The organism is Wenzhouxiangella limi, from assembly GCF_010499265.1.
Classification (GTDB): Bacteria; Pseudomonadota; Gammaproteobacteria; order Xanthomonadales; family Wenzhouxiangellaceae; genus Wenzhouxiangella; species Wenzhouxiangella limi.
Genome location: NZ_JAAGSC010000044.1, coordinates 303,655 through 329,430, shown reverse-complemented (window position 1 = coordinate 329,430; position 25,776 = coordinate 303,655). Strand labels below are relative to the sequence as shown.

Annotated in this window: 22 protein-coding genes; 13 read left to right on the top strand and 9 right to left on the bottom strand. The window is 65.0% G+C overall.

Annotated features, from left to right (window positions below):
* Positions 1-76: 76 nt before the first annotated feature.
* The gene (locus tag G3I74_RS15055; protein WP_164212417.1) at positions 77-778 is read right to left on the bottom strand and encodes a TVP38/TMEM64 family protein; all 702 of its coding nucleotides are present in this window, start codon (positions 776-778) and stop codon (positions 77-79) included.
* Positions 779-833: 55 nt separating this feature from the next.
* Between G3I74_RS15055 and G3I74_RS15050 the strand changes: the two genes are divergently transcribed.
* Positions 834-4,466, top strand: coding sequence for a hydantoinase B/oxoprolinase family protein (locus tag G3I74_RS15050; RefSeq protein WP_164212416.1), 3,633 nt, complete (start codon positions 834-836; stop codon positions 4,464-4,466).
* An 86-nt stretch (positions 4,467-4,552) separates the two neighbouring features.
* On the opposite strand, the gene G3I74_RS15045 is transcribed toward G3I74_RS15050, so the two are convergent.
* On the bottom strand, positions 4,553-5,491 hold the full coding sequence (locus G3I74_RS15045; protein WP_164212415.1) for a GGDEF domain-containing protein: 939 nt from the start codon (positions 5,489-5,491) through the stop codon (positions 4,553-4,555).
* 276 nt (positions 5,492-5,767) lie between these two features.
* On the opposite strand from G3I74_RS15045, the gene G3I74_RS15040 reads away from it, so the two are divergent.
* Positions 5,768-7,486 (top strand): mechanosensitive ion channel family protein, encoded by a 1,719-nt coding sequence (locus G3I74_RS15040; RefSeq protein WP_164212414.1) that lies wholly within the window; start codon positions 5,768-5,770, stop codon positions 7,484-7,486.
* Positions 7,487-7,607: 121 nt separating this feature from the next.
* On the opposite strand, the gene G3I74_RS15035 is transcribed toward G3I74_RS15040, so the two are convergent.
* On the bottom strand, positions 7,608-9,722 hold the full coding sequence (locus tag G3I74_RS15035; RefSeq protein ID WP_164212413.1) for a S9 family peptidase: 2,115 nt from the start codon (positions 9,720-9,722) through the stop codon (positions 7,608-7,610).
* A gap of 99 nt (positions 9,723-9,821) precedes the next feature.
* On the opposite strand from G3I74_RS15035, the gene G3I74_RS15030 reads away from it, so the two are divergent.
* From G3I74_RS15030 to G3I74_RS15015, 4 genes are all read left to right on the top strand, one after another.
* Entirely contained in the window at positions 9,822-10,376 is a 555-nt protein-coding gene (locus G3I74_RS15030; RefSeq protein WP_164212412.1) for a DUF1415 domain-containing protein, read from the top strand.
* 130 nt (positions 10,377-10,506) lie between these two features.
* A complete protein-coding gene (locus tag G3I74_RS15025; RefSeq protein WP_203594796.1) occupies positions 10,507-11,883 on the top strand; it encodes an MATE family efflux transporter in 1,377 nt (458 codons plus the stop codon).
* 175 nt (positions 11,884-12,058) lie between these two features.
* Entirely contained in the window at positions 12,059-12,706 is a 648-nt protein-coding gene (locus G3I74_RS15020; RefSeq protein WP_164212411.1) for a c-type cytochrome, read from the top strand.
* Between the two features lie 15 nt (positions 12,707-12,721).
* Entirely contained in the window at positions 12,722-13,735 is a 1,014-nt protein-coding gene (locus G3I74_RS15015) for a c-type cytochrome (protein ID WP_164212410.1), read from the top strand.
* 203 nt (positions 13,736-13,938) lie between these two features.
* Here G3I74_RS15015 and G3I74_RS15010 read toward each other — a convergent pair whose 3' ends face one another.
* Positions 13,939-14,865 (bottom strand): HNH endonuclease, encoded by a 927-nt coding sequence (locus G3I74_RS15010; RefSeq protein ID WP_203594794.1) that lies wholly within the window; start codon positions 14,863-14,865, stop codon positions 13,939-13,941.
* A 103-nt stretch (positions 14,866-14,968) separates the two neighbouring features.
* On the opposite strand from G3I74_RS15010, the gene G3I74_RS15005 reads away from it, so the two are divergent.
* Genes G3I74_RS15005 through G3I74_RS14990 form a run of 4 tightly spaced genes read left to right on the top strand, consistent with a single transcriptional unit; the run spans position 14,969 to position 16,986 of the window.
* On the top strand, positions 14,969-15,370 hold the full coding sequence (locus G3I74_RS15005; protein WP_164212409.1) for a nucleotide pyrophosphohydrolase: 402 nt from the start codon (positions 14,969-14,971) through the stop codon (positions 15,368-15,370).
* Complete coding sequence (locus G3I74_RS15000) at positions 15,330-16,316, top strand: HNH endonuclease (protein WP_239056933.1); 987 nt, start codon at positions 15,330-15,332, stop codon at positions 16,314-16,316. Before G3I74_RS15005 ends, G3I74_RS15000 begins: the two co-directional genes overlap by 41 nt.
* Before the next feature lie 26 nt (positions 16,317-16,342).
* On the top strand, positions 16,343-16,636 hold the full coding sequence (locus G3I74_RS14995) for a hypothetical protein (protein WP_338063122.1): 294 nt from the start codon (positions 16,343-16,345) through the stop codon (positions 16,634-16,636).
* Positions 16,637-16,650: 14 nt separating this feature from the next.
* Positions 16,651-16,986, top strand: coding sequence for a helix-turn-helix domain-containing protein (locus G3I74_RS14990; protein ID WP_164212408.1), 336 nt, complete (start codon positions 16,651-16,653; stop codon positions 16,984-16,986).
* A gap of 74 nt (positions 16,987-17,060) precedes the next feature.
* Here the strand turns inward: G3I74_RS14990 and G3I74_RS14985 are convergent, their stop codons facing one another.
* Positions 17,061-17,282 carry a hypothetical protein gene (locus G3I74_RS14985; RefSeq protein WP_164212407.1) on the bottom strand — a complete coding sequence of 74 codons (222 nt, stop codon included), beginning with the start codon at positions 17,280-17,282 and terminating at the stop codon, positions 17,061-17,063.
* A gap of 121 nt (positions 17,283-17,403) precedes the next feature.
* Between G3I74_RS14985 and G3I74_RS14980 the strand changes: the two genes are divergently transcribed.
* The 3 genes from G3I74_RS14980 to G3I74_RS14970 all read left to right on the top strand — a co-directional run bounded on the left by G3I74_RS14980 (position 17,404) and on the right by G3I74_RS14970 (position 18,693).
* Positions 17,404-17,904 (top strand): hypothetical protein, encoded by a 501-nt coding sequence (locus tag G3I74_RS14980; protein WP_203594793.1) that lies wholly within the window; start codon positions 17,404-17,406, stop codon positions 17,902-17,904.
* 84 nt (positions 17,905-17,988) lie between these two features.
* Entirely contained in the window at positions 17,989-18,291 is a 303-nt protein-coding gene (locus tag G3I74_RS14975; RefSeq protein ID WP_164212405.1) for a type II toxin-antitoxin system HigB family toxin, read from the top strand.
* Between the two features lie 12 nt (positions 18,292-18,303).
* On the top strand, positions 18,304-18,693 hold the full coding sequence (locus G3I74_RS14970; protein WP_164212404.1) for a helix-turn-helix domain-containing protein: 390 nt from the start codon (positions 18,304-18,306) through the stop codon (positions 18,691-18,693).
* 165 nt (positions 18,694-18,858) lie between these two features.
* On the opposite strand, the gene G3I74_RS14965 is transcribed toward G3I74_RS14970, so the two are convergent.
* From G3I74_RS14965 to G3I74_RS14950, 4 genes are all read right to left on the bottom strand, one after another.
* The gene (locus tag G3I74_RS14965; RefSeq protein WP_164212403.1) at positions 18,859-20,022 is read right to left on the bottom strand and encodes an ATP-grasp domain-containing protein; all 1,164 of its coding nucleotides are present in this window, start codon (positions 20,020-20,022) and stop codon (positions 18,859-18,861) included.
* Positions 20,023-20,141: 119 nt separating this feature from the next.
* A complete protein-coding gene (locus G3I74_RS14960; RefSeq protein WP_164212402.1) occupies positions 20,142-21,419 on the bottom strand; it encodes an ATP-binding protein in 1,278 nt (425 codons plus the stop codon).
* Between the two features lie 106 nt (positions 21,420-21,525).
* Complete coding sequence (locus G3I74_RS14955; RefSeq protein ID WP_164212401.1) at positions 21,526-24,684, bottom strand: efflux RND transporter permease subunit; 3,159 nt, start codon at positions 24,682-24,684, stop codon at positions 21,526-21,528.
* A complete protein-coding gene (locus G3I74_RS14950; protein ID WP_164212400.1) occupies positions 24,684-25,751 on the bottom strand; it encodes an efflux RND transporter periplasmic adaptor subunit in 1,068 nt (355 codons plus the stop codon). The genes G3I74_RS14955 and G3I74_RS14950 overlap by 1 nt, the downstream gene beginning before the upstream one ends.
* Positions 25,752-25,776: the final 25 nt, after the last annotated feature.

The window sequence follows — 25,776 nt, the reverse complement described above, 5'->3', positions numbered from 1 at the left end:
CTACTGATTATTGGCTCGAGGGTAGCACTGTGAAGGTCTTGTGAACAAGGGCCGGGAATGAAAACAACACGGCAAATCAATCTCTGGACGCCTCGCCTCTTGCCAGCGCAGACCGGGCCAGCACCCGGCCGCGCGCCCAGGCGCCGGCCAGCAGGAGCAGGCTGAGCAGCAGCAGCGGCAGGCCCGTGCTCCAGTCCAGCGACTGGTCTTCCTCGACCGCCTCGACCAGCCCGTGGATGGCGCTGGCGTAAACACCCCACTTGACCGCCAGGCCCAGGATCGTGGCGACCAAAAAGCCCGCCAGACCCAGACCCAGCACGCCGCCGGCGAAATTGACCACCGAGTGCGGAAAACCGGGCAGGACGCGCAGCGCGGTTTGCGTCAACACCCCGCCGTGTCGGGAAAGCAGCTCGATGATGCGGCGGGCAAACCCGTCGGGCGCCCAGTCTTCACGAAAATGGGCGCTGAAAAAGTAACCACCCAGCGCCCCGCCGGCGCTGCCGGCCACCAGCACCGCGGTCGCGATCAGCGGCGGCTGGAAGGGCGCAACCAGCCACACCGCCAGGCTGCCGGGCAGACCGAAGCTAAACAGCAGCGTCATGCCAACGATGATCACGATCAGATAAAGCGGGCGTTCGGATAAGGTTTGCCCCAGGACGAGCAGTTCGTCGATGCCGTAAGGCTGGATCGCACCGATGATCAGTCCGGCGATGGCCAGAACCAGCAATACGCGGATGCGGCGTCCGCCACCCGGCGCGTTCGGGGCCGCTCGTTTCATGCGTCCGTTTATAGCACGGGCATTCGGGCACCAATTCCGCGTAGAGTATTTCTCGATGACTGCAACCGATCCCTCCAACGGCGGCCCGAAGCGCTGGCGCTTCTGGATCGACCGCGGCGGCACCTTTACCGACGTGGTCGCCCGCGCGCCCGACGGCGAGCTGCACACCGCCAAGCTGCTGTCGGACAACCCGTACCATTACGCCGATGCCGCGATCGAAGGCATCCGTCGCCTGCTCGCGCTTGCGCCCGATGAGTCGATTCCGGCTCGGGTGATCGACCACGTACGCATGGGCACGACCGTGGCCACCAACGCGCTGCTGGAGCGGCGCGGCGAGCGCTGCGCGCTGCTCGTTACCCGCGGCTTTGCCGATGCCCTGCGCATCGGCCACCAGGCCCGGCCCGAGATCTTTGCCCTCGACATCCGGCGCCCGGAAGCGCTTTACGAGCAAGTGGTCGAGATCGATGAGCGCATCGACGCCGACGGCACCGTGCTGCGCCAGCTCGACGAGGCCGCCGCTCTCGACCAGCTCAAGGTGCTCAAGGATCAGGGCATCCGCGCGCTGGCCGTGGTCCTGGTCCACGGCTACCGCCATCCCGACCACGAGCGGCACCTGGCCCGGCTGGCCCGCCAGGTCGGCTTCGAGCAGGTCAGCCTGTCGCACCAGGTCAGCCCGCTGATCCGCCTGATCGGGCGCGGCGATACCACGGTGGTCGACGCCTACCTCTCGCCGGTGCTGCGGCGCTACGCCGACCAGGTCGCCGACGAGCTCGGCGACGTGCGGCTTGAGTTCATGAAGTCCGACGGCGGGCTGACGGGATCGGCGCATTTTGCCGGCAAGGACGCCATCCTGTCCGGGCCGGCCGGCGGCATCATCGGCTGCGTGCGCACCGCGGAACTGGCGGATTTCGAGCGGGTGATCGGCTTCGACATGGGCGGGACCTCGACCGACGTCTCGCACTACCGCGGCGAGCTCGAGCGCAGCTTCGAGACCGAGATCGCCGGGGTGCGCCTGCGCGTGCCGATGCTCGAGATCCACACCGTGGCCGCCGGCGGCGGTTCGTGCCTGCATTTCGACGGCAGCCGCTACCGGGTCGGCCCCGACTCGGCCGGCGCCAGTCCCGGCCCGGCCTGCTACCGCCGCGGCGGCCCGCTGACCGTGACCGACTGCAACCTGATGCTGGGCAAGCTGCAGCCCGACTTCTTCCCGGCGGTGTTCGGGCCTGCTGCCGACCAGCCGCTGGACGCCGCGGTCGTGCACGATCGTTTCGCCGAGTTGACCGAACAGATCCGCGCCGCGACCGGCGATACCCGCGCGCCCGAGCAGGTCGCCGAGGGTTTTTTGCAGATCGCGGTCAACGCCATGGCCAGCGCGATTCGCAAGGTCTCGGTGCAGCGCGGGCACGACGTGACCCGCTACACGCTCAACTGCTTCGGCGGCGCCGGCGGTCAGCACGCCTGCCTGGTCGCCGACGCGCTCGGTATCGAGACCGTGCTGATCCACCCGAAGGCCGGCGTGCTGTCGGCCTACGGCATGGGTCTGGCCGACGTCATCGCGCTGCGCGAATTCCCGCTCGGCGGGGTACTTGATGCGGACTTGCTCGAAGCGCTCCGCCAGGCTGAATCCGAGGCGCTGGACCAGGCCATGGCCGAGCTGGTCGACCAGGGCCAAGAGCGCGACCGCATCCGGACCCGCGTCCAGCTCCAGCTGAAATACGAGGGCACTGACACCACCCTGCTGGTCGATCGCGCCGATCTTGACGAGATGCAAACCGCCTTTGCCGGGCTGCACCGCGAGCAGTTCGGCTTTGCCCTGGACGGGCGCGCGCTGGTCGCCGAGTCCGGCCTGGTCGAAGCGCTCGCCCCGGGGCAGGCGCTGTCCGAGCCAGCTGAAGAAACGCACGCCGCCGACGCGCCGGTCAAGCCGCTGACCGAAGTTCGCGCCTGGATGGACGGTCGCGAGCAGCCGCAAACGCCGGTGATCGCGCGCGCCGACCTGAAGCCCGGCCAGCCCGTCGCGGGACCGGCCATTCTGGTCGAAGACCACGCCACCACGGTCGTCGAGCCGGGCTGGTCGGCGCAACTGAACGCGCGCAGCCACCTGGTCCTGAGGCGAACCGAGAGCCGGTCGGCGCGCAATCGCGCCAGCACGAATGTCGACCCGGTCATGCTGGAGGTCTTCAACAACCTGTTCATGGCCATCGCCGAGCACATGGGCGTGGTCCTGCAGAAAACCGCCTGGTCGGCCAACATCAAGGAACGGCTGGACTTCTCCTGCGCCCTGTTCGACGGCCAGGGTGGCCTGGTCGCCAACGCCCCGCACGTGCCGGTGCACCTGGGATCCATGGGCGAGAGCGTGCGCGCGGTGATCCGGGCCTTCGCTGACCAGATGCATCCGGGCGATGTCTTTGTGCTCAACGACCCCTACGCCGGCGGCACCCACCTGCCCGACCTGACCGTGGTCAGCCCCTGCTTCGACGCGAAGGGCCAGATCCTGTTCTTTACCGCCAGCCGCGCCCACCACGCCGACATCGGCGGGCTCACGCCCGGCTCCATGCCGCCGCACAGCCGCCGCATCGACGACGAGGGGGTGCTGATTTCGCCGACCCGGATCGTGCGCGACGGCCGGCTCGACGAGGCCCGCCTGGACGAGCTGCTGGCTTCGGGCCCGCATCCGGCGCGCAATCCGCGCCAGAACTTCGCCGACCTGCGCGCCCAGATCGCGGCTAACGCATGCGGGCGCCGCGAGTTGGCCGAGATGGTCGAGCAGTTCGGGTTAAAAACCGTCCAGGCCTACATGGGTCACGTCCAGGACAACGCCGCCGAGCAGGTCCGGCGCGCCCTGGCCGAGCTCGAGGACGGGCACTGGATCAAGACCCTGGATTCCGGCGCGCAGGTCGAAGTCCGGATCTCGGTCGACCGGACCAACCGCCGCGCGGTGATCGACTTTTCCGGCAGCAGCGCGCAGCAGCCCGACAACTTCAACGCACCCGCAGCCATCACCCGCGCCTGCGTGCTCTACGTGCTCAGAACCCTGGTCGCCGACGACATCCCTTTAAACGACGGCTGTCTGGCGCCGGTGGAGCTGATCATTCCCGAGGGCAGTCTGCTCAACCCGAAGCACCCGGCCGCCGTGGTCGCCGGCAACGTCGAGACCAGCCAGGTCATCACCGACGCCCTGCTGGGCGCCATGGGCAAGCTGGCCAACAGCCAGGGCACGATGAACAACCTGACCTTCGGCAACGCCAGATACCAGCACTACGAAACCCTGTGCGGCGGCGCCGGCGCCGGCGAGGGCTTTAACGGGGCCGACGCGGTCCACACCCACATGACCAACTCGCGCCTGACCGACCCGGAGATCCTCGAAACCCGCTTCCCCGTCCTGCTCGAAGGCTTCGGCATCCGCCCCGACTCCGGCGGCCAGGGCCGCTGGCGCGGCGGCCACGGCGCCGAACGCCGCATCCGCTTTCTCGAGCCCATGACCGTGGCCCTGCTGGCCAACTCGCGCACTCAAGCGCCACAAGGCCTGGTCGGCGGCGGACCCGGCCGGACCGGCGAGGCCTGGATCGAACAACCCGACGGCCGCATCCAGTCCCTGGCCGGCTGCGACCGGGCCGAAGTCGAGGCCGGCGATGTGCTGGTGATCCGAACGCCGGGGGGTGGAGGGTGGGGCGGCCCATCAGATTAAAGCAAGCTTGAAACCGGCTGAGCGGTGCAAGTGGCCACGGCGCGGCGTTGTGTATGGATGCTGTCCTGAAAGAGCCGCCAATCAACTTAGCCGAGAACGGCCCGATTCCGCCCGGACTGCTTGGCGCTGTAGAGCGCTGCGTCGCTGCGATTCAACGCATCCTCCAGACGCTCCCCGGCAGTGCGCAGTTCAGTGACCCCGATACTCACCGTCATGGCGATGGCATGCGAGTGCTGAAGAAAAGAATCAGCGGCAACGGCAGCAACAATCCGTGAGGCCACAGCCTGGGCCTCGTCGCCCTTGGCGGCGGGCAAGAGTATGCAGAATTCCTCGCCGCCCCAGCGGCAAAAACAATCGACCTCACGCAATTCATCACACACCCGTCCGGCAAATTCCTTGAGTGTTTCATCACCGACCGCATGCCCGAAGCGGTCATTGACCAGCTTGAAGTGATCCAGATCGAGCATCATGATCGAACACACGCCACCGAAGCGTTGCATCCGTCGCTGCTCGTCCTCGAAACGTTCCTGGAAACTCTGGCGATTCATGAGTCCGGTGAGAAAGTCGTACCGAGCGCGCTTTTCCAGTTCGTTTTCCATCCGCCGGGATTTAGTGACATCGATCATGTAGCCCAAATAGCGTGGAATCCCATCCGATCCCGTCGTTATCGGCTGTGAGGCAATCCGCAGCCACTTTTCTTCACCGCTTTTCAGGCGAACGCGATACTCGCCGAAGAACGGCTCATTGGCGGCGTTCGCTCGTAGATCGGCTTCCCGGAATGCCTCCAGATCATCGGGGTGAATCAGCGTCCAGAATGACTGAATGTCCTCGCGAAACGTCTCTGGATCGATGCCCAACAGATGCCGCGAGTGCTCGCTGCAGAACAGGCACCGGCTGACGCCTTCGAGATCAATGACGTATTCGTAGAGCATCGCGGGTACGGCCTGACTGATCCGGTCGAGGCGCCGGGCCTTCTCCAGCAAGGTACCGTTTTCATTTCTTGTCTGGGTGTTCTGCGTAGGCATCGCGCTAGACCCTGCCAATGGTCTGAAGGCGGAGAACGAGTATAAGTGCCTGACGAGTCATCGGCCAGTCACTGATAGCCAATCACCACCGCCGGATCGCCGGGCTTAACGCAGAACAGGCGCCAACCAGGCCGCAGCAGCGGCGGCAGGCCACAGATCCACGCCGCTTGCCCTGACCGTTAAACAAAGTTCACAAATCAAGCATCGCGCGACCCGCTCCATGGCACCACAATCTCCGGTTGATCAAGCAGCAACCTGGAGTTGTCCGTGCAGGCAATGAAAATCCGCGCAGGAGCGGCTGGCGGCGCTGGTCCGTTTTCCAGATCGGCGTTCGGGCTGGCGCTGGCGCTGACCCTGTGGATCGCGTCCGGCCTTGACCCTGCCTGGGCACAGGACGACCGGCTGGCGGCGATCGAAGCCAAGCGCGAAGCGATCGAGCAGATCATCAACGACCTGGACAACTGGCCCGGGCATCGCCACGACGGCATGCTTTTCCGCGTCGACGACCTGGCCCGGGAACTGGGCACGATGATGCTCGCCTACCCGATCGACGAGCTGGCGGACGGCGAAGCGGGCACGGGTTTCCCGGCGCAGCTGGAATGGTTCCAGGGCTTTCTGGTCGAGCGCTACGAAGATCTTCAGGAGCGCATCGGGCAGGAACAGGAGCGCTTCGACGAATTCGACGAAAGCTCCGAGGCCGCGATCTCGCGCGCTTTTCAGCAGGACCTGCGCAAAGTCGTCGCCGACCACACCGGACTGCTGGTGAAGCTGCTCGAACTGGGCGAGCGGATCGGCCGGATGGACGAGGACCTGGCGCGACAAATCCGGGAAACCATGGCGCTGGCCGCCGAAGGCGTGAGCGGCCAGATTCTGCTCGATGCCACGACCCTGACCGAATTGCGCAACATGATCCGCGCCGACCCCACCAACGCCGAGCTGATCAAGGCCGAGCGCGCCATCGAGCGCAAGCAGGTGCGCAACATCCAGACCCTCGAGCAGCTGGTCGGCTTGATGGACAGCATAGGCCTGAACGCCGGCAGCTACCGCGCGCTGCTGGTCAACCAGCGCGGTTCGATCGGGGTCGACATCCTCGACCGCGAGGTCTTCATGAGCCTGCTCGGCAACCGCATCGAAAGCGCAAAGAACGGCCTGCTAACCCAGGGACCGAACGTTGTTTTCAAGATGCTGGTCTTTCTTTCGATTGTCGCCGTCGGCTACCTGGTGGCGAAGTTCGTGCAGGGCATCGTCACGGCGCTGCTCCATCGCGAATCCGTCCAGCTGCACCGGCTGATGGAAGCCATGCTGATCTCGCTGTCGTTCGGCATCGTGTTCACCGTTGGGCTGGTCGTGGCGCTTTCGACCATCGGCATCTCGCTGGTGCCGATGCTGGCCGGCCTGGGCGTGGCCGGCATCGTCATCGGTTTTGCCCTGCAGGACACGCTGAGCAACTTCGCCTCCGGCTGGATGATCCTGATCTACCGGCCCTACGACGTCGATGACCACGTCATCGCCGGCGGCGTCGAGGGCACGGTCAAACGCATGAACCTGGTCTCGACGACGATCGCGACGTTCGACAACCAGCGCCTGGTCATTCCGAACAGCAAGATCTGGGGCGACGTGATCACCAACCTCACCGCCAACCGCATCCGCCGCCTGAAGATCCCGGTCAGCATCGCCTACGGCGAGGATCTCGACCGGGCCGAGGAGATTCTGCGCGACGAGGTGGCCCGGCACGAGGGCATTCTGCGCAAGCCGGCGCCGAACGTATTCGTCGATGCCATGGAACAGTCCGACATCCTCATGATCACTCATGCCTGGGTGCGCACGCCGGACTACTGGACGCTGCTGCGCTCGCTGACCAAGCGGATCAAGCAGCGCCTGGACCGGGAAGGCATCGAAATCCCGTTCCCGCAGCAAGACATTTACGTGCGCGCGCTGCCGGGAACGGACAAGGACAAGCCGGCCAACCCGGCACCGGAACCGGAAAACGCCTGAATCCGGCTTGAGCCTGTCATCAAGCAACGGCCGCCCAAGCCGCCGTTAACCCGACAACCCGCACTGCCCCTGGGCCATCCCGGAATCGCCCCAGCGATATCCGGGATCTCCAGGCCAGATCCTAATCGCCGTCCGGCTGCAGGTACTGCGCCAGCCAGGCGTGCACTTCTTCCCAGAAATGTTCGGCTTCCTTGCCGTTCATGATCCAGTGGTCGGCGTCGTGGAAGACCAGCAGCTTCGAGGGCACCTGCATGCGCTGCAGATAGGTCCAGGCGGCAATGGTCTGGTTCAGCGGCACGCGGTAGTCCTTCTCGCCGATGGTCAGCATCGTCGGGGTCGCAAACTCGGGGGCGTAGGTCGACGGGCTTTGGGCTTCCCACACCGGGCTGTCGCCCCACGGCGGGCCGCCGTTCATGCGCTCGCGGTGATAGATCGCATCGCTGGTCGCCCACTGCCCTTCCAGATCGACCAGCCCGGCATGCCCGACCAGCGTATCGAAGCGGTCGGTGGTGGCCAGCAGCCAGTTGACCAGGTGGCCGCCGTAGCTGGCGCCGGTGGCAGCCTGGCGCTCCGGGTCGATGAAGGCAAAGCGCTCGATGGCTGCATCGGCGGCCTCGATCAGCTCCTCGCCCGGGGTGGCCAGCGGATCGCCCTCGATGTTGCGCGAGAACTCGGCGCCGTAGCCGACCGAGCCGGTGTAGTCGGTCAAAAGCACCACGTAGCCGGGCGCGGCCAGCAGGTGCGGGCTCCAGCGCACGTGGTCGGAATCCATCGACGAGCTGAACGGCCCGCCGTGGATGAACAGCACCAGCGGGTATTGCTTGCTTTCGTCAAAGTCCGGCGGCAGCGCCAGCCAGCTGTGGATGCGCCGGCCCTGGCTGGAGGTGAACCAGAACGAGCGAAACGCCGGCCGGTCCAGGCCTTCGGCGCGCTCGGCGTTGAATTCGGTCAATGCGGTGCGCTCGCCGCTGGTCGGGTTGACGCGCACCAGCTCCACCGGCGTCGTCGAGCTTTCCCAGGTTGCGACCAGTGCACCGTCGGCGGCCTGCACGCCGCCGAACACGCCGGCGCTGTCGGCATCCAGCGGGCTGACTTCGCCGCCATCGGCCGGCATGGCAAACAAGCGCATATGGCCCTGGTCGGCCGCCGAGAGATAAATCGTGCGGCCATCGGCGCTGATGTCGAAACCGCCCACCGAGCGGTCGAAATCGCCGGTCAGCACCTCAAGCTCGCCGGCCAGGGCCTCGCCGTCCCAGCCGGCCCGCGCGATCTCGGTGTGGTTGTAGACAAACTCGGTGATCGGCCCGTAGCTGCAGTACAGCACCCGACCGTCGGGCGAAAAGCGCGCGCTGGTGCAGCTGAAATCCTCGCCCTCGGTCACCGCAGCGGGCTCGCCGCCGTCTACCGGCACCCGGTAGAGGTGGTAGCGCACCACCGAATGGGCCGCTTCGTGCAGGTTCTGGGTGGCGGTGAACACCAGCGCCTGCCCGTCCGGCGTCCAGACCGCCTGCAGGCTGTCGCCGCCCAAAGACGGCGAGCCGGCGTAGCCCGGCGTGCTGACCAGCTCGGTGTCGAAAAGCAGATCGACTGGCTCGGCGTCTGGCTCAGCGTCCTGCACGAACAGCCGGGTGTGTTTTTCGTCGCGCCAGCGGTTCCACTGGCGGATCGGGAAGATCTCGTAGCGCGAGACGTTGATGCCGTCTTCTTTGGCCTGCTTGTCGCGCTCGGCGTTGGCCTCGTCGTCGGCCGCGTCGGGCCAGACCCGGCTTTCGAACGCGATGCGCTCGCCGTCCGGGCTCCAGCGCGGGTTCGAGGCGCCGGTCGACAGGTCGGTGATCTGCACCGCCTCGCCCGGGCCGGTCATGTCCAGGACAAAGATCTGGGCCGGTTCCTCGTCGCCGCCGCGGCTGGCGCTGAACGCGATTTTGGCGCCGTCCGGCCGCCATTGCACGCCGCCCTCGCCGCCCGGGGTGGCGGTCAGCCGGCGCGGCGACTCGCTACCGTCGACGGTGATCAGCCACAGATCCGAGACCATGCCGTCTTCCTCGTAGGACGGCTCGGTGACCGAGATCACCGCATGCTGCCCGTCGGGGCTGACCACCGGCGAGCCCAGCCGCTTCATCAGCCAGACCTCTTCGTGGGTGACCGGGCGCAGCTCGCCCTCCTGGGCTGCCAGCGGCGCAGCCGCCAGCAAAAAGACCAGAACCAACATCGAAACGCGCCAAAGCTTGGACATCAAAGCAATCTCCGGGATGAACTGAAGACCCAATGGTAACCGCGCCCGGAATCGGCCTGCCGGGGAATGTGTCCGAATCCGGGGCCGTACAATTGCCGGATGTCGAATCCGCCCGATCAAGAGGCCGTCATCGAGGCCACCCGCCGCTGGCTGGAAGCCGCCGTGATCGGGCTCAACCTGTGCCCGTTTGCCGGCCTGCCCTGGCGCCAGGGCCGCGTGCAGATGCGGGTCAGCGAGGCGACCAGCGCGCAGCTGCTGCTGCAAGACCTGGCCGACGAGCTGCTGGCGCTGGACCAGGCCGACCCGACCGAGTGCGAGACCACGCTGCTGATCCACCCCTGCGTGCTGACCGACTTTCTCGACTACAACGACTTTCTCGATCCGGCCGACGAGCTGCTGCAGGCCCTCGACCTCGACGGCACGCTCCAGATCGCCAGTTTCCACCCCGACTACCGCTTTGCCGACGCCCCGCCCGACGACCCGGCCCACTGCACCAACCGCTCGCCCTACCCCATGCTCCACCTGCTGCGCGAGGCCAGCATCGAGGCCGCGACCGCCAGACTGCCCGACCCCGACGCGATCTACGAGCGCAACATCAACACGATGATGGCGCTTGGAACGGCGGGCTGGCGCAAGCTGATCGAGCGCGCCTGAGGCGTCCTGCGGCGGTCGCCGCCGCGCCCTCATCACCCGAAAATACCGCTTGCGGGGTACGTGGTCACGCTCATCGTCGACAATGTCTGACAAATCGAACGGGTCGCGCCCGGCGCGCCCACTCCAGGCAATGACCAACGACGACGGCCATCGCCGGCACCCGGCCGGCGACCCGCGAGACCTGACCTCGGGCCCGATCTGGCGCAAACTGCTGCGCCTGGCCGGGCCGATGATCTTCGGCATCGGCGCGGTGATGTCGGTGCAGGTGGTCGATACCTTTTTCGTCGGCCAGCTCGGCACCGATCCGCTGGCAGCGCTGTCGTTCTCGTTTCCGGTTGCGCTCACGCTGGCCAGCGTATCGATCGGTCTTTCGGCCGGCGCCGCCTCGCTGGTCTCGCGTGCGATCGGACGCGGCGATCGGGATCGCACCCGCCAGCTGGCCAGCGACTCGCTGCTGCTGACCCTCGCCGTCGTGCTGGTGCTGACAACGGCCGGGCTGCTTACGCTGGAGGCCGTGCTGGGGCTGCTGGGGGCAAGCGGCGAGATCCTCGACATGGCGATGCGATACAGCAGGATCTGGTACCTGTCGCTGCCCTTCCTGATCGTCACCATGGTCTGCAACGCCATGACCCGCGCCGGCGGCGACGCGTTCTGGCCAAGCACCATCATGGTCAGCTCGGCGCTGCTCAACGTCATCGCCACGCCGATCCTGGTGTTCGGCATCGGGGTCATCCCGAGCCTGGGCATCGAGGGCGCGGCGCTGGCCACGCTGATGGCCCGCGTGATCTCGTCGCTCATGGCGCTGTACCTGGTGATCGGCCGGGACCGCCTGGTGGTGCTGGCCTGGCGCGACCTGCGGCGCTTCACGCGCTCGGCCCGGCGCGTGCTGGGCATCGGCATTCCGGCCGCGGTCGGCAACGCCTCCAACCCGCTGGGCATGGCGATCGCGACCGCCGTCATCGCCGTGCTCGGCTCGGAAACGGTGGCCGGCTTCGGCGTGGCAACCCGCCTGGAGGCGTTCGCGATCCTGCCGATGCTGGCGCTTTCGGCCTCGATCGGCCCGGTGGTAGGCCAGAACTGGGGCAGCGCCCGGGCCGACCGGGTCGCCCTGGCCATGAAGACGGCGTTCGGCTTCTGCGCCGGCTGGGCGCTGGTGCTGGCGCTGTTCTTCTGGGCGTTCGGACAACCCATCGCCGCGTTGTTCAGCGCCGAAGCCAGCGTCACCGAACAAGCCGCGCGCTACCTCTGGATCGTACCCATCAGCCTGTGGGGCTACGGCATCGCCATCATCGCCGCCGGCGCTTTCAACGCCCTGGGAAAGCCGCTGATCGCCCTGGGCTATTCGCTCACCCGCACGGCCGTGTTCTACGTGCCGCTGGTCTGGATCGCCTCGCGCCTGGACGGGGCCACCACGGTCTACGGCGCCATTGCCGTGGCCAACGCGCTGGCCGGCATCCTGGTGGCCATCGATTCGCTCTATCGCGTGCGCAAGTTGGCCCGGGCGTGAATCAGTCCGGTACCAGTCGCCGGTCGCAGTCCGTGTCTGGACCAACGAGGTGTTGTTTCAAGGTGAGCACTTAGGGTGCGCCACCGCACAGTCATACCGGAGGTGTCTGCGTAACACTTGCAGTAGATAAACAAAGTGTTGGTCGGCCATGGACGCTAAAAGGCGTAAATCGACCGTGAGAAAGATTCCGATAATTCTGCTGACCTTGGGACTGGCTGCGTACTCGGGGCTGACGCTGGCCGAAGTCGCGGGTGACAGTGAGAGAGGTGCGGCAGCGGCGGTCACGTGCAACGCCTGCCATCAGGCCGACGGCAGCGGCAAAAACATCCCCGGCGGTGAATCCTGGCCCCGGTTGGCGGGGTTGAACGCCGCCTACATCGCCAAGCAGCTGCAGGACTATAAATCCGGCACGCGCACAAACGCCAGCATGATGCCTTTTGCGAGCATGCTGGATGAACAGCAGATCGCCGATGTGGCCGCCTACTATGCCGGCCTGCCCGCCACCCCGGGTAGCGGTGGCGAAAGCGCCGATCAATCGATGCTCGACCGCGGCAAGCAACTGGCCCGGCGCGGCGACTGGTCGGAATACATTGTCTCGTGCGCAAGCTGTCATGGCCCGGACAACCGGGGCGCCGGCGCTGTTTTCCCCGGCATTGCCGGCCAGCACGCCGGCTACATCAAAGCCCAGTTGCAGGCCTGGCAGGAGGGGACCCGAAACAACGACCCGCAAGACCTGATGGGCTCAATTGCCCGCCGGATGAGCGATGAGGATATGCATGCGGTCGCCGTTTGGCTCGCCAACCAGAATTCCGCGGCCAACTAAAAGGATCCCGCCATCATGATTCGCAAATTCACTTGCGCTGTAGTGTCCGGCGCTCTGCTGTTTTCCATCCACGCCACAGCACAAGACAACACCACCCAGCAGTACCTCGATACCCTGGCCGCACTCGGCTTCCCGGCCCCGAAAGAAAACGAGCTGGTGCACATTCCACCGACGCTGGACGATCTTGAAGACGCCGATCTGCATCCGGAGCTCAAGCGCGTCATCCGAAGAGGCCACGACCTGTTCACCAACACCCAGCAGCTGCGCGACGAGCACGTGTTCAACAACATGAACTGCTCGAGCTGCCACCTCGGGGATGGTCGCATGCCCTTCAGTGCCCCAATCTGGGCCGCGGCGGTGACCTTGCCCGACTTCCGGGGCAAGAACGCCCACGTCAACAACCTTGAAGAACGCATTGCCGGCTGTTTCACCTACTCCATGAACGGCAAGCCCCCCGAGTACGGCAGCGACAACATGGTGGCTTTGTCGGCTTATCATCACTGGCTTGCCAGAGGGGTGACCATGTATCCGCAACAGCCCATTTACGGTCGCGGATTCCCGCCACCGGATCGACCGGAAAATCTGAGCTACGCCCGCGGCAAAGCCGCGTTCGTGGAGAAATGCTCTATTTGCCACGGCGCCAGCGGCGACGGGCTGCGGATTGACGATCAGACGGTTTTCCCCGCCACCTGGGGCGATATGTCCAACAACTGGGGAGCCGGCCTGGTGCGCATTTTCACCGCCGCCGGTTTCATCAAGAACAACATGCCGCTGGGCCAGCCCAGGAGCCTTGACGACCAGGAAGCCTGGGACATCGCCTACTACATGAGCAGCCAGGAACGCCCGCAAGACCCGCGCTACACGGGTGATGTGCAAGAAACCCTGGAGCAGACCCGGGAAGCCTTCCATAAGCATTCGATGTATGGGCAGGCAAGAGAAAGCGACGGGCATATCCTGGGCGATCACGACAACCTGGGCGGCAAGCCTTTCCTGAAACCGGATACGGTTCGACCAAGAACCTTTGAATAGGCGTCGCCATCGCCAGTCACAAAGCGAAACTTACCGCAAATAGGCGCACGATTTTACAAGCTCCGTATACATCAGCTTCGGTACTCCGCTAACGGAACCAGCAAAGCACGCGAAGTTTCACGGCAGCCAGAGGGCGTTGCTGCAGAACCTGCAACCGGGCAGCAAGCTGACCGTGACCTTCCCGAAGTAGCGCGAGGGCGTAGTTAGCCCTGCAATTGCAGAAACTGCTCGAACCGTTCAGCCAAGGCTTCTCGATCAGGCCGATCTTCCCGTCTGGAGGGGACGGTTAAGCGCAGTCGGTGCATATCCTTCAATCCATGCTGCAGCATCGGCCCGTCGGTTTCTTCGAGCAAGTCGCGCCGGATGTGAATCACACCATCCGGATTGATCCCCAGGAAATGGCGATCGAAGGCGGTGTGGTGGATCTTGCACAGCGACAGCCCGTTGGACACACGCGGCTCTCCCCGAACGTCGTGATCGGGAATGATGTGGCTGGCATCGAGCAGCTCGCGGTGCTTCAGGCGGCACAGCGCGCACTGCTCCCGGTAAGCCTTCAGGACGCGCTCGCGGAAACCGCGCTGGTGCAGGCGAACCTGGACCGCAGCAGTGATGTATTGCCGGCGCGGCGCATCGGGCTCACGCGCAACTTCCGATTCAGCACCCGCCGATAGTGAATCGACCAAACTCTGCTGATCGTCGGCCATCACCGTAAAACAAAGCCGGCCCGGGTCATCTCCGACCACGAAGACCGGCCAGATCGGCAAATACCGCCCCGGCACCAAGCCAAACAGGTAAATCAGCGGCGTGCGACGCCGCATCGCTTCGCGCAGGCCCACATTGTCGCGATGGCGCGGATCCGTGCCGCGATAGCGGTATGTCAAACGGTGCTCATCGGCGAAACTGTCGTCGTAGGGGCTATTCGGCGACGTCGTGATCGTCAGCGGTATCTCGGGACACACCGCCGGCTTGAATATGCCCTGGGCTGACAGAAAAGGCACCCGCCGCCCCTCAAACTCAAAGCCCTGGGACAAAAGCTCGCGCGGCAGAACGTCGCCATGCAGCATGGTCTGCCGCTCCAGCCAGTCGAAGGCCAGCTTGCGTACACCCGCGTCCTGCTCAGTAGCACCCATGGCACCAGGATACCCGGGGCCATGTGCGCCGAACAGACCAAAGCGCTTGCACCAAGGCTGAGAAGCATCAACAATCGACGCAAAACCCGCGCCGGAGCCTGATATGCCCGAATGGCCTGAACTGGAGAATTTTCAGTCCGAATTCCGCGCCTTTGTCGCCGAGCGCGACTGGGCGCAATTCCATACACCCAAGAACCTGGCCATGGCGCTGGCCGGCGAGGTCGGCGAACTGTTGGAGCACTTTCAGTGGCTGACGGGCGAGCAGAGCGCCGAACTCTCGCCTGAGCAGTTCGAAGAAGTGGCCCACGAAATCGCCGATGTGCAGATCTACCTGGCCGCCCTCGCCGATCGCTTGGGCTTAGAGATTGGGCCGGCGGTGGCGCGAAAAATGGCGCTCAACGCCGCCAAGTACCCTGCCGACCAGGCTCGCGGCAGCGCGGCAAAATACACTGCATATCAATCGGTTGGAAGCCCAACTGGCGAAAGTCGACCAAAAAAGCCATAATCCGGTAGGGCGCACTGGGGGCACCAACTTGACCGGAAAACTCTATATCGGGGTCACGGATTCCAGATGGTTTCACTATCTGGCCGCGCAAAAGCCCGACGAAGTCAATTTCTGGATGCCGGGTGGATCAGGGTTCAAGGCCCTGCCCGAAGCCGGGCTGTTCCTTTTTAAGCTTAAAAGCCCGAACAATTTCATCGTCGGCGGCGGTTTTTTCGTTCGCTTTACTCGCCTGCCGCTGATGCTGGCCTGGGATGCCTTCGGTCAGAAAAACGGCGTCGAAAGCCTGCCCCAGCTCCTGAATATCCTCCGCTCGCTGCGGCCCGAAATTCATCCAGCCGACGAAATCGGCTGCTGCATTCTGGCCCAGCCGTTTTTCTTTCCCAAAGAGCGCTGGATACCCACCCCAGCAGACTGGTCAAAGAATATCGTTCGAGGCAAGGGCTACGAAAGCGATTCGCTGGAAGGAGCCAAGCTGCTCGATGCCGTGCGCGAGCGGATGCATGGCGTAGCAGAAACCGACGAGCTGCTTAACCCCTCCGATGACCCACAACGACCCCTGCGAATCATCCGCGGCCGCCTCGGCCAAGGCGCCTTCCGGTCACTGGTGACCGACGCCTATCAAAGAAAATGCGCCATCTCCGGCGAACGCACTCTGCCGGCGCTTGAGGCCGCCCACATCAAACCCTATGCCGAATCCGGCCCCAATCGCACCGAAAACGGCCTGTTACTGCGCTCCGATCTACATCGATTGTTTGACGCGGGCTATCTAACGGTGACTGCTGAGCATCGGATTGAAGTCAGCCGACGGATCAGGGAGGAGTTTGAAAATGGCCGGGACTACTACCGCTTTCATGGCGAAAAGCTGAAGGTCGAGCCGAACGACCCGGCCGAGAAACCCGATACCAGCTATCTCGGCTGGCACAATGAACAGGTTTTCCGACCCTGACCGGCGCGCTTTCCAATGAGCCGCTGGTGAGTATCTATCTGTTGAAATATACGCAGATAACGTATTCTGACCTGCAGCAGGCGCTGGCATCCAATCCAGAGGGCGGCGAACTAATGCCAGGGACCGGCGGGTTCCGAAAAATACGATGGATGGATCCACGAAGGGGCAAAGGCAAGCGCGGCGGTCTGCGCGTGATTTACTACTACTTGAACGAAGATCACCAGATTTGGATGTTCACCATCTACGACAAGGATGAGGCCACGGACCTCACCGCCTATCAGAAAAAAGCACTGAAGCAAGCCATTCAGGCTGAACTTTAATTCCGGAGGCGATGATGACGAAGAAAAAACGCGAACTATTCGACGAGTTGATGGCCGGCGTCGATGCGATGCGTCAGGAGCGCGAAGGCATAGCCACGCTGCGAACCCACGAAGTCGATGAACTCCCACCCCTGTCAATCGATGCCGAAACCATTCGACAAACCAGAGAGCAGCTCTGTGTTTCACGAGCGGTCTTCGCTCGGCGTATGCGCATTTCCGCCCGCACCCTTGAAAACTGGGAACAGGGTCGCGCCCGTCCAAACCCTCAGGCAGCGGCGCTGATACTCATGGTCCGCAAGTATCCGGATACCTTCAGTCGTTTGCAGGCGCTCAGCGAGAAAGCGGCTTGACCTTGGGACACGGGCAAGTGATCTGATCCCGTATTGGATCGCCCCTGGCCCCTACCGGTCGCAAGCACCGACGATCAATCCAGCCGGACGTACTTCGTGAGGTCGGCGTGCAGAATCTCGTCGAGCTGGTCGAGCTCGTCGTCGCGCACGCGCACGAAGAGGAAGGCGAAGACCGGGTGGCGCGGATCCTCGATGCGGCGCAGCTCCAGCGGACCGGAGAAGCGCGCGGTGAAGGCGGCGTAGTCGATCGCGCTCACGCGCGTGCGGTCGAGATCGGCGGGCAGATCGGCCACCACGAGGGCGGTGGTCCAGCCCGCCTGCTCCCCGCTTGACACAGCCCCGTGGCTAGGGCATTCTTTTTTCTAGATTCTAGAATATAGAAAAATCATGCAGCTCAAGCCCCAAGATCTGATGGTCATGCTTAAGCTTATTGCGATGTCCGACCGGTCGTGGACCTATGCCGGCCTCGCCGAGGAACTGGGGATAAGCGTCTCGCAGTTGCATTCCGCGGTCCAGCGCGCGCTCGCTGCTGGACTGGCAGTGCGCAGTAACGGATCCATCGTGCCAAACCGTCCGGCTTTGCAGGAGTTCATCCTGCACGGGCTGAAATACGTTTTCTTTCCTGAAAGGGGTGAGTTGACCCGTGGCATGCCGACCGCCCACGCTGCGCCGCCGCTGGACGCCCATTTCCCCGATTCGGGCGATCCCCCGCCGGTCTGGCCTGACCCCGAAGGCAGCGTTCGTGGCATGGCCTTTGCGCCGCTTTACAAGCTGGCGCCCGGCGCCGCTCGCGCGGATCCGGCGCTATATGAGTTACTGGTGCTGGTCGATGCAATCCGAGGCGGACGCGCTCGCGAGTGTGCCGCTGCCGCAGAAGAGCTGAAGTTGCGCTTGAGCGACCATGATTCGGCAAGTTAACCCCAACTTCGAAATCGTGGAAAAGGCTTGCGTCACAACTTGCGACCCATTGCATGGGTCCCAAATTGGGACTATAATCCATCAATGCGGGTTATCGCGTTATCGACACTCAAGGCGTTCTGGGAGGATTCTCCCGAGTACCGGGATGCCGAAAAGGCGGTGATGGCCTGGTACCGAGAGGTCTGCAACGCGGACTGGTCGTCGCCTGCCGACGTGAAAGCGAAGTTTTCCAGCGCAAGCATCCTGCAGGACGGCCGTGTGGTTTTCAACATCGCCGGCAACAAGTATCGGTTGGTGGTCTGGATCAACTACGCGTACCGGGTGGTCTATATCCGTTTTATCGGAACCCACGCCCAATACGACGCCATAGACGCCCAAACGATTTGAGAGGACATAGGCATGGATATCAAACCGATCAAGAGCGAAGCCGACTACCGCGCGACCCTGCGCGAGATCGAAGGCTTGATGGGCTCGAAAGCAGATACGCCCGAAGGTGATCGCCTTGATGTGCTGGTTACACTGGTGCAAGCCTACGAGGCTCGCCATTATCCGATGGATTATCCCGACCCGGTCGAGGCCATCAAGTTTCGAATGGAGCAGCAGGGCCTGACCGTTGACGACCTCGTGCCTGCGATCGGTCGAAGCAACAGGGTCTATGAAGTGCTTAACGGAAAACGCAGTCTTTCGGTCGCCATGATCCGGCGCTTGCACCGGCAGTTCGATATTCCTGCCGACGTCCTGATTCGGGAGGCCGAGGATAAACGGAATGAACGCGTAGAATCCGCTTAACCCCGCCTTATTCACCATCCCTTCTACTGCGGCGCCGTCAGCCCCCGCGTCTTCAAAGTTTCGCTCGGTCACAACTCCTCACCGTAGCTTTGACTACGCCTGCAGCTTGCTCGGTTGCGAAACTCGGACGCAGAGCCCGAACACCTATCCCGCAAGCACGAACGATCAATCCAGCCGAACGTACTTCGTAAGGTCAGCGTGCAGAATCTCGTCGAGCTGGTCCAGCTCGTCGTCGCGCACGCGCACGAAGAGGAAGGCGAAGACCGGGTGGCGCGGATCCTCGACGCGGCGTAGCTCCAGTGGACGGGAGAAGCGCGCGGTGAAGGCGTCGTAGTCGATCGCGGTCACGCGCGTGCGGTCGAGGTCGGCGGGCAGATCGGCCACCACCAGGGCGGTGGTCCAACCCGATTGCTCTTCGCACAGACGACGCCAGTCGGGGCGCTTGTCTTGCAGGAACGCCGTGTAGGGACAAAAGCCCCATCCGTGCGAGGCGATGTCGGCGGCGCACCAGCCACCGAAGCGCATCGGATTGGCCTCGATCGGGCGCACCGTGCCGTCCTCGGCGATGCGAAACTCCACGTGAATCGGCACCTTGCGCAGGCCGGCGCGACGCCCCAGCTCGTTCAGGTGTTGCACGAACACGTCGTGGGTACGTTCGATCACCGCCGGGCGCACGCGGTACACGCGATCACTCACATCGGCCCCGTGCGCAAAAGGATGTTCGAGCACGTTCACGATCGTAACCGCGCCCTGGTCGTCGTAATAGGCATCGACCGCGAACTCGTCGCCCTCGATCACCTGCTCGAGCACGAAACGATCTAGATCTAGCACGGCGTCGGGATACAGGCCACGAAACCGCTCTGCCGCCGCACGCAGACGCTTGGCCGCGGCCGGCCAATCCCCGGGATCCTCCACGATCTGCACCCCGAGACTGAAGAAACCCACCGCCGGCTTGGCGACGAAGGGCCCGCCGAAGCTCGTGGGGTCGACGGCGTCGAGAGCGTCCAGCCGGACTTCCTCGAAACGGTACGCCGGATCGAGATCGGCCAGGCGTTCACGGAAGCGGACCTTGTCCTTCAGCACCTCGATCTGCGCCGGGAGCTCGCTTCCGGCCAGATGATCCCGGATCCAGCCGAGCGCGTTCTCGGAGTTGGTGTAGAGCCGCGGATGATCCTGCTCGAAGTAACGGCGGGCGAAGTCGTCGTCGCCCACGAGCTGCACGCCGGGCAGCGCGCGCCGGGCACAGGCGTTGTCGAGAACGGGCGCACCGAGCCGGGTGGCCGCCCGCCGCAGCTGCGGCGATACGTAGGGTTCGTCGAGGATGAACATGATCGGAAATTCTGGCGAGCGCCTGGAGCCGAAGCCAGGATTCTACCTCCCCTGCCCTTCGATCCAATTGGCCTGCAGCAGCAGGCTGCAGACCGTGACGCCCAGACCAGTCGGACGATTCATGCCGTGAGCAATGCGGCCGGAACCACGCCGATACCGTCCCGGCGCCGATAGGCCTGGGGGCCGGTGTGGACCACAAGCGCGTCGAGCAACTGGTCTCCGATCTGGTCCCTGAGCCACAGCAGTTGCCTGACATCGTCGTCACCTACCGTCCGGCTGAGCTTGACTTCCAGCGCCAGCACACGACGATCGGGGCGCTCGATGATCAAGTCGATTTCGCGCTGGCCGCCGTGCAGGCGCAGGTGTCGGACCTGGGCCTCGTTGGCCTGGGCATAGACCCGCAGGCTGAGCGTGACCAGCGATTCGAACAATCTTCCAAGCAGTGATCCGCCACGGGCCACTCGTGGCCCGGTTTCGCTGCCCTCGAGCAGTCCGTCGGCATCCAGGCCCAGCAGGCGAACGGCGAGTGCCGGGTCGGCCAGGTGATGTTTCGGGGCCTGGGCCAGGCGATTGAGTTCGTTCTGCGTCGGCAGCCACGCGGGGACGGGATCGAGAACCCAGAGCCTCGCCAGGGCATCATGCCAGGGCTGCGTCGTGGTTTTTGCCGGCTTGTCCCCCTCACCGCTCGTTGCAGCATCGCGAATGGCCTCGAAGCTGGCAGAGGTGGCCGTGGCAGCGGCGTAGGCGATCAACCAGCGTCTGAGCGTCTCTGGTCGGCGTACGGTCAGGCCCTGCTCCTTGAAATCTCGCTCGATGATGCGATGCAGGTAACCGTCGAGCTGAGCGCGCAAGGCGCGGCCGGAGTAGCCGCGAAGACCGGGCAGACCGGACTGAACGATCTCTGCGACATAGTCCTCCAGTCCCGTTTGGCACGACCCATCCAGGCCGGGCCTCTTGCCGAGCAACAGTTCACCCATGCTGACCGTCGGCTGCGTCAGCTTGCGCTCGGCAAGCGACAGCGGTCGCATCCGGACGGTGACGATGCGACCCGCGCCGGAATGGGACGGCGCGGTGGCGGGGCTGGCCGAGCTGGTCAGCAAGAATCTTGACGGTGGGCAAGCGGCATCGACGGCGCGGCGAACGATGTCCCAGCTGGCGGGCACTCGCTGCCACTCGTCGATCAGAATCGGTGGCTGGCCGGAAAGCAGCCGCAAAGGATCGGCCTCGGCGATCGCGCGCTGTGCTGGATCGTCGAGTTCGTTAATCGTGTTGGCGCGACGCCTGGCCGTTTCGGTCTTGCCGACGCCTTTGGGGCCCTCCAGCGAAATGGCGGGCAGCTGGGGCAACAGCTCGTCTAGCTCCCGGTCGACGATTCGTTTGAGGTAATGCGTGTTCAAGGACGATCAGTCTCGGTTCGACAGGAAAGTGCTTGAGGGCCTGCTTGATTGCTTGACAGACCTTACGATACCATTTCACCTACACAAACGCTACCATTTCGCAGTATTATGCACTACCGTTTCTCAGGCTATTGCCGCCCACCAGCTTGAGCACGGTTACCAGTAGCGCCGGCAGGAAGGTCAGCGTGACCAGGGTGGCAAACAGCAGGCCGGTGAGCACGATTACGCCGACACCGCGGTAGAGCTCGGTGCCTTCGCCGGGCAGGAACACCAGCGGGGCCAGGCCGAACAGGGTGGTGATCATCGACATCATGATCGGGCGGATGCGGGTGGCGACGGCTTCGGTGACCGCCTCGACCTCGTCGGTCATGCCGCGTCTCAGGTTGGCCAGGGTGCGATCAACCAGCAGGATGGGATTGTTGACGACCACGCCGAGCAGGATCAAAAAGCCGAGCATGGTGATCATGTCGAACGGCTGGCTGACCGCCTGCAGGCCCAGCAGCGGCAGCATCCCGCCGATCCAGTTGAGCAGGGCCAGGCCACCGATGCCGCCGGCAATGCCCAGCGGCACGGCGGTCAGGATCACGAACGGCCAGCCCCAGTGGCGGAAGATGGCGACCATGACCAGCAGGCACAGCACGATGGCAACCACGTAGTTGCCGCTTAAAGCCGCACGGGTTTCCATCAGCTGGTCGCTGGCCCCGGAGATATCCAGGCTGATGTCGTCGCCCAGGTGGCCCTCGCGGCTCAGCCAGTCGACCACCTCGCGCTCGACGATGCCGAGCGCGGATTCCAGCGGCACCGCGCGCGGCGGGATAATGTTCAGCGTCACCGTGCGGCGGCCGTTCAGGCGCCGGATGGCGTCGGTGTCGACGGTCTCGACGATCTCGGCCAGGCTGCCCAGCGGCACCACGCCAGTGTCGGGCACGTAGACCGGCAGGTCCTCGATCCGGTCCAGGCGCTGCTCGCTGCCGGCCTGGCTGAACAGGAAGACGTCGATCTTGTCGTCGCCGCGGAAGTACTCGTCGACGAAGGCGCCGTCGGTCAGCGCGGCCACGGTAAAGCCGATCTCAGCCGCGCTCAAGCCCATTTCGGCGGCCCGGAACCAGTCGGGCCGGATTTCGACCAGGGGCTGGTCCAGCGACAGCGAGGACGGCGACGAGCCCAGCCGCGGGTTGTCGAACAGCGACTCGGCGCGGTCGTAGGCCAGCTGCGCGACGCGGTAGATGTCGGCCAGGTCGCGCCCGGTGATGTCGAGGTTGACGCTGCGCGTGCCGCCGTCGTTGCTGGAGATGATCGAGCCGCGGCTGGCGAAAGCGCGCATGCCGGGAAAGCCGCGGTAGTAGTCGGTCAGCACTTCCATCAGCGCATCGATCTGGCGCGGGTCCACGGTCTCGGCCAGAAGCCAGATGTTGTCCGGGCTGATCGACATGCTCATGTAGGCCAGCGCCGGCACCGGCGCCTCGCCGCGCTCGAAGCGCTCGGGGTCATCGCCGATGTAGGGCAGCAGGTAGGCCTCAACCTGCTCGCCGATGGCGCGCATTTCTGCCAGGTTGTAGCCGGGCGGGGCGAACATGCGCGCGAAGGTCTTGGGCTCCTCGCCCTCGGGCAGGTATTCGGCCGGCGGGGTCAGGGTGAAGATGATGCCCAGCACCAGCACGATCACCCCGCCCAGGGTGGCCCAGCGGCGCGGCGCGCTGTCGATCAGCCAGCCGACCATGCCCAGCAGCCGGTCGCGCAGGCCGCTGTCCGGGCTGGCGCTGCTCGTCTGGCCGGCATAACCGAAGCGCAGCCGCGCGCTCAGCGTGGGCACCACGGTGATGGCGACCAGCATGCTGGCCAGGATCGAGGCCGAGATCGCGATCGCGATGTCGGAATACAGCTGCCCGGCCTCCTGCTGGATGAACAGGATGGGCGCGAATACCAGCACCGTGGTCAGGGTGGAGGCGAGCACGGCCGGCCAGACCTGGCGCACGCCCTCCAGCGCGGCCCTGGCGCGCGCCACTCCTTCGCGGCGCCGGCGTTCGATCGCCTCGAGCACGACGATGCTGTTGTCCAGGGTCATGCCGACGGCGAAGGCCACGCCGGCCAGCGAGATCACGTTGATCGTCCGCCCCGCCGCCAGCAGGCCCAGAAAGGCGGCGATGGTGCAGATCGGGATGCCGATCACCCCGACCAGGGTGGCACCGAAGGAGCGCAGAAACAGAAACATCACCAGCGTGGCCAGCAGCGCGCCGAGGATGAGGTTTTGCCAGACGTTGGCCACCGAGGCCTGGACGTAGCGCACGTCGTCGCTGATCAGCGCCATTTCCATCCCGGCGGGGTTGAGTACGCGCGCGTTGATGTCGTCGACCACCGGCAGCAGCGCGCGCTTGATGTCGATGACGTTGGAGCCCGGCGTGCGGTCGATGGCGATACTCAGCGACGGCCTGCCGTTGGAAAACGACAGTCCGCGCTGCTCGTAGTGGGCCTCCTCGACCGCGGCCACGTCCTTGAGCTGGACCAGGCTGTCGCCGCGTCGGGCCACGATCAGGTTTTCCATTTCATCGAGGCTGTCGAAACGCCCGATGGTGCGCAGCAGGTAGCGGCGCTTGCCCAGGTCGATGTCGCCGGCCGAGACGTCGCGGTTGCGCACCCTGAGCGCGTCGCGCACCTCGGTCAGGGTGACGCCGCGCTCGGCCAGCGCCGACGGGTCGATGAGGATGCGGATCTGGCGCTCGGCGCCGCCGCGGATGTTGGCCTGGGAGACGCCCTCGACGCGCTCCATGCGCGGCCGGACGTTGTCGTCGAGGAAATCGAACATCAGGCGCATGTCCAGCTCGCGCGGGTTGCCCTCCAGCGGCACCACGCGGAAGAACATGAACGAGTTCTGCGAAAACGAGCTGGCCTCCAGGCGCGGCTCGTCAACGTTTTCAGGATACGACGGCACCTGGCTCAGGGCGTTGTTGACCCGGATCAGGGCCTCGTTGATATCGGTGCCAAACGGAAACTCCAGGTCGATGCTGGCCTGGCCGTAGCTGGCCGAGGAGATCATCCGCTCAAGCCCCGGAATCGAGCGCAGGTACTGCTCCTGCTCGATCAGGATCTCTTTTTCCACGTCCTGCGGCGTGGCCCCCGGCCAGCGGGTCTCGACCTGGACCACGCGCACTTCCAGGTCGGGAATCATCTGCACCGGGATGCGCAGCGCGGCCAGCACGCCGAGCACGGCAACGATCAGCACGACCACGGTGACGATCACGCCGTGGCGGATGATGCCCTCGAACATCAGCGCGTCTCCTCGACCACGCGCACGGTCTCGCCCTCGCTCAGGCCCTCGTTGCCGCGCACCACCACGCGCACATCATCGGCCAGGGTCTCGTCCAGCTCGGCCTGATCACCCAGCATGCGGCGCACGCTGACCTTTTGCTGGCGCACCTGATCGCTGTCGTTCGGCAATAGCCAGATCCGGGTGCTGCCGTCGGGGTCGCGCAGCAGCGCGTCGCGCGGGATGCGCGTGCGCGGCTCGCCGGTCAGCAGGTCCAGCTCGACCCGGGCCGACATGCCGGGGGTCAGATCGCCGCTTTCGTCGTGAACCAGCAGGCGCAGCAGAAAGGTTCTTGCGGCCGGATCGCTGACCGGCACGCGGGCGATGATCTCGGTATCGAGCAGTCGGTCGGGGACGGCATCGGCCCGGGCGCGCACGCGGATCCGGTCGCGCGCCAGCGCCGCCCAGTAGCCTTGCGGTACGCGCACGTCCAGCCACAGGTTTTCGACTTCGACCAGCTCGACCACCGCGCTGCCGGGCTCGATCCACTCGCCCGGCTGGGCCATCCGGGCGCTGACGATGCCGCCAAAAGGGGCTGTCAAGACATGGCGCGACGCGCGCTCGCGCTCGATCGCCAGCTCGGCCTCGGCGCGCTGCAGCGTGGCTTCGGCCGCCGCCACCGCCGCCTCGCGGGCGCGCACTTCGGTGTCGGGCAGAAAGCGGCTGCTGGTCAGGCGCTGGCCTTCTTCGGCCAGGCGCCGGGCCTCGGCCAGGGCCGTCGCCGCTTCGCTGCGCAGCGCTTGCGCGCGCTGGACCTCGAGGCCGGCCAGGCGATCGTCGAGTTCGGCGATGACCGCGCCAGCTTCGACCACGTCGCCGGCATCGACCGCCAGGCGCTGGATCCGTCCGGCCACCTGCGGCGACAGGCTGGCGGTGCGCCGCGCGGTCAGATTGCCGGTCAGGCGCAGGGTCTCGGTGCTGCCTGAGAGCGCCGGACGGGCAACGCTGACCGGAGTCTGAGCCAGGGCCGTGGCCGCGACCAGCTGGACCAGCAGCACGATTGCGAAAACGGTGCAGCGATACGCCATGATGAAAGCCTGGGAAATGAAGTGT

Coding starts and splice junctions, on each gene's coding strand:
- G3I74_RS15055 (WP_164212417.1), bottom strand. CDS start 778: ATGAAACGAGCGGCCCCGAACGCGCCGGGTGGCGGACGCCGCATCCGC.
- G3I74_RS15050 (WP_164212416.1), top strand. CDS start 834: ATGACTGCAACCGATCCCTCCAACGGCGGCCCGAAGCGCTGGCGCTTC.
- G3I74_RS15045 (WP_164212415.1), bottom strand. CDS start 5,491: ATGCCTACGCAGAACACCCAGACAAGAAATGAAAACGGTACCTTGCTG.
- G3I74_RS15040 (WP_164212414.1), top strand. CDS start 5,768: ATGAAAATCCGCGCAGGAGCGGCTGGCGGCGCTGGTCCGTTTTCCAGA.
- G3I74_RS15035 (WP_164212413.1), bottom strand. CDS start 9,722: ATGTCCAAGCTTTGGCGCGTTTCGATGTTGGTTCTGGTCTTTTTGCTG.
- G3I74_RS15030 (WP_164212412.1), top strand. CDS start 9,822: ATGTCGAATCCGCCCGATCAAGAGGCCGTCATCGAGGCCACCCGCCGC.
- G3I74_RS15025 (WP_203594796.1), top strand. CDS start 10,507: ATGACCAACGACGACGGCCATCGCCGGCACCCGGCCGGCGACCCGCGA.
- G3I74_RS15015 (WP_164212410.1), top strand. CDS start 12,722: ATGATTCGCAAATTCACTTGCGCTGTAGTGTCCGGCGCTCTGCTGTTT.
- G3I74_RS15010 (WP_203594794.1), bottom strand. CDS start 14,865: ATGGGTGCTACTGAGCAGGACGCGGGTGTACGCAAGCTGGCCTTCGAC.
- G3I74_RS15005 (WP_164212409.1), top strand. CDS start 14,969: ATGCCCGAATGGCCTGAACTGGAGAATTTTCAGTCCGAATTCCGCGCC.
- G3I74_RS14990 (WP_164212408.1), top strand. CDS start 16,651: ATGACGAAGAAAAAACGCGAACTATTCGACGAGTTGATGGCCGGCGTC.
- G3I74_RS14980 (WP_203594793.1), top strand. CDS start 17,404: ATGCTTAAGCTTATTGCGATGTCCGACCGGTCGTGGACCTATGCCGGC.
- G3I74_RS14975 (WP_164212405.1), top strand. CDS start 17,989: ATGCGGGTTATCGCGTTATCGACACTCAAGGCGTTCTGGGAGGATTCT.
- G3I74_RS14970 (WP_164212404.1), top strand. CDS start 18,304: ATGGATATCAAACCGATCAAGAGCGAAGCCGACTACCGCGCGACCCTG.
- G3I74_RS14965 (WP_164212403.1), bottom strand. CDS start 20,022: ATGTTCATCCTCGACGAACCCTACGTATCGCCGCAGCTGCGGCGGGCG.
- G3I74_RS14955 (WP_164212401.1), bottom strand. CDS start 24,684: ATGTTCGAGGGCATCATCCGCCACGGCGTGATCGTCACCGTGGTCGTG.
- G3I74_RS14950 (WP_164212400.1), bottom strand. CDS start 25,751: ATGGCGTATCGCTGCACCGTTTTCGCAATCGTGCTGCTGGTCCAGCTG.